This is a genomic window from Kitasatospora sp. NPDC004240 (assembly GCF_053603215.1).
Window position 1 is genome coordinate 1 of record NZ_JBSGFD010000393.1, and the last position, 3,106, is coordinate 3,106.

3 protein-coding genes are annotated in these 3,106 nt (G+C 75.8%); all 3 read left to right on the forward strand.

All coding sequences use genetic code 11. The annotated features are described in order from the left end of the window. Positions 1-875: ABC transporter ATP-binding protein (locus ACWEQL_RS41815; protein ID WP_452156771.1), on the forward strand; the 875-nt coding region annotated here is incomplete at its 5' end. Beyond that, positions 872-2,089: an ABC transporter permease gene (locus ACWEQL_RS41820; RefSeq protein WP_452156773.1), complete on the forward strand. Its 1,218-nt coding sequence runs from the start codon at positions 872-874 to the stop codon at positions 2,087-2,089. The genes ACWEQL_RS41815 and ACWEQL_RS41820, both read left to right, overlap by 4 nt. Positions 2,090-2,106: 17 nt before the next feature. Further along, positions 2,107-2,910 (forward strand): hypothetical protein, encoded by an 804-nt coding sequence (locus tag ACWEQL_RS41825; protein WP_452156775.1) that lies wholly within the window; start codon positions 2,107-2,109, stop codon positions 2,908-2,910. Positions 2,911-3,106: the final 196 nt, after the last annotated feature.

Sequence of the window (3,106 nt, forward strand, 5' to 3'; positions counted from 1 at the left end):
GGCGGCGCCGGCAGCGGCGCCAACCGGAACGGCGGCCGCTGATGCGCCGCCGCACCGCCCGCCCCGCACTCCCGGCCGGCGACTCCCCCGAGGCCGGGCCCGCCGCCCGCCCTCCGGTGATCAGCATCCGCCGGCTCACCAAGGCGTACGGGCACGGCGACGCCGTCGTGCACGCGCTGCGCGGCCCGCTCGACCCGGTCACCGGCGAACCGCGCGGCGTCGACCTGGACATCGCCGAGGGCGACTACGTCGCGGTGATGGGCAGCTCCGGCTCCGGCAAGTCGACCCTGATGAACATCCTGGGCTGCCTGGACGTACCCACCGGCGGGCGCTACCTGCTCGACGGCACCGACGTGGGCCACCTCGACGAGGGCCGGCTCTCCCTGGTGCGCAACCGCAAGATCGGCTTCATCTTCCAGTCCTTCAACCTGGTGCCCCGCACCACCGCCCTCGCCCAGGTGGAGCTGCCGCTCGCCTACGCGGGCGTACGGGCGGCCGAGCGCCGCCGCCGCGCGCTCGCGGCGCTCTCCCTGGTCGGCCTGGCCGAACGGGCCGGGCACCGTCCCAACGAGCTCTCCGGCGGCCAGCAGCAGCGGGTCGCGGTGGCCCGGGCGCTGGTGACCGCGCCCGCGCTGCTGCTCGCCGACGAGCCGACCGGCAACCTGGACAGCCGCTCCACCGCGGAGGTGCTGGCCATCCTCGACGGCCTCAACGCCGCCGGGCGCACCGTCGTCGTGATCACCCACGAGGACGAGGTCGCCCGGCACGCCAAGCGGGTGCTCCGGCTGGTCGACGGCACCATCACCGCCGACGTCCGCCAGTCCCCGGTGGACGGGCCGCCGCCCGCGCTGCGTCCGGCGGAGGTGCTCGCGTGATCGTCTGGCAGATGCTGCGCTTCGCGGTGGCCGGCCTCGCGGCGAACAAGGTGCGCTCGGCGCTCACCATGCTCGGTGTGCTGATCGGCGTCGCCTCGGTGATCCTGCTGCTCGCCGTCGGCAACGGCTCCTCGGTGGCGGTCAAGGAGTCGATCACCTCGCTCGGCACCAACGCGCTCACCGTCAGCTCCGGCTCCGCCGCCGGCGGGGCCCGCGGCGCGTCCGCCGGCACCGCCAAGAAGCTCACCGTGGACGACGCCAAGGCCATCGCGAGCAGCCCCGACACCACACACGTGAAGTCGGTGGCCCCGGTGGTGACGGCCTCCGCCGCCGCGCTGTACGGCGACATCGCCCACACGCCCGGCTCGGTGGTCGGCACCTACCCGGCGTACTTCGAGACCGCCAACCAGCGGATCGGGCAGGGCGACTACTTCTCCAACGACGACGTACTGAACTCCCGCAAGGTCGCGGTGCTCGGCGCCACCACCGCCAGGCAGCTGTTCGCCGGCGAGGACCCGGTCGGCAGGCGGATCACCCTCGGCGGCACCCCGTTCACCGTGGTCGGGGTGCTCCGGGCCAAGGGCGGCACCGGCTTCACCGACCCGGACGACGTGGTGATCGCCCCGCTGCCGACCGTGCAGAACGCCTTCACCGGCTTCGGCTCCGTCAACCAGCTGCTCGTCCAGGCCACCTCGGCCGAGGCCACCACCGAGGCCCAGGCGGAGGTCAGCCGGGTCCTGCTGGGCACGCACGCGATCGCCGACCCGGCCAAGGCGGACTTCCGGATCAGCAGCCAGTCCTCGCTGCTGACCGCCCGGGAGAGCACGACGAAGACCTTCACCGTGCTGCTCGGCGCGGTGGCGGCGATCTCGCTGCTGGTCGGCGGGATCGGCATCACCAACATCATGCTGGTCACCGTCACCGAGCGGACCAGGGAGATCGGCATCCGCAAGGCCCTCGGCGCACCGCGCGCGGTGATCCTCGGGCAGTTCCTCACCGAGTCCACGCTGCTGTCGGTGATCGGCGCCGGGCTCGGCGTGCTCGCCGGCATCGCCGGATCGCACGTCACGATCGTCGGCATCGAGCCCGTGATCATCCCCGAGTCGGTGCTCGGCGCCTTCGGCATCGCGGTGGCCATCGGGCTGTTCTTCGGCAGCTACCCCGCCAACCGGGCGGCCGGGCTGCGCCCCATCGACGCGCTCAGGCACGAGTGACCCAGGAGTCCCCGATCATGTCCGACCACGCAGCACCCGACCACGCGGCCCCCGACCACGACCGCGACGGCCGTCCGCAGGAGGCGCCGCCCACCGGGCCGCTCCCGGCCGTCGCGGCCCCCGCCGCCGCCGTTCCCGCGCAGGCCGTCCCCGCCCAGGCTTCGCCGACCCCGGCCGAGCAGGTCACCCTGCTGGCCACGCCGCCGGACGCCCGCGACGTGTCCGCCGAGCTCGCCGCCCCGCCGCGCCGCCGACTGCCCTGGCCCACGCTGGTGCTGGCCGGCGCGGTGATCGCCACCGCCGCCTTCGCCGGCGGGGTGCAGTACCAGAAGGGCGAGGACGGGGGCGGCGGTACGGCGGCGGGCGGCCAGAACCGTCCACGGGCGGCCGCCTCCGGTTTCCCGGGGGCCCCCGGCCAGGGCACGCCGGGCGCCCAGGGCAACCGCCGCAACGGCCAGGGCGGCACCGGGCAGCCGGGCGGCCAGGGCACCGGCGGCCAGGGCGGGTTCACCCGGGGGACGGTCACGGCGGTCGACGGGACCACCGTCTACCTGACCGACGCCTCCGGCAAGACCGTCAAGATCACCACGGGGGACTCCACCAAGGTGCAGCTCGCCACCGAGGGCAAGGTCGGCGACCTCCGCCCGGGGCAGACCGTGACCGTGGTCGGCACCCCGGAGGGGGACGGCGGCTACCGGGCGACCCAGCTGACCGAGGGCGGCGCGGGCGGCTTCGGCGGGTTCCCCGGGGCGGGCGGCGCCGGTGCCGGTGGCGCGGCCGGCGTCGCCGGGGGTGCCAACCGCACCCCGTCCGGGGGCTGAGCGCGGGCGGCGGGACCGGGAACGGCCCCGCGCGGCGTCCGCACCCCACGCCGCGTCCCGTCGCCCGTCCCGCCGCCCGGGCCGGACCCACCGCGGGGGGCGCGGGCCGGGGGGGGCGGGGGGGGTGGGGGGGGCACACCGCTGTACTCCACACCCACCCGCGTAAATAGCGTTTGGGGGCGGGGGGGTGTTTTTT

What these genes read in the sequence shown, in the direction of transcription:
- ACWEQL_RS41825 (WP_452156775.1), top strand. Translation starts at nt 2,107, where the DNA reads ATGTCCGACCACGCAGCACCCGACCACGCGGCCCCCGACCACGACCGC.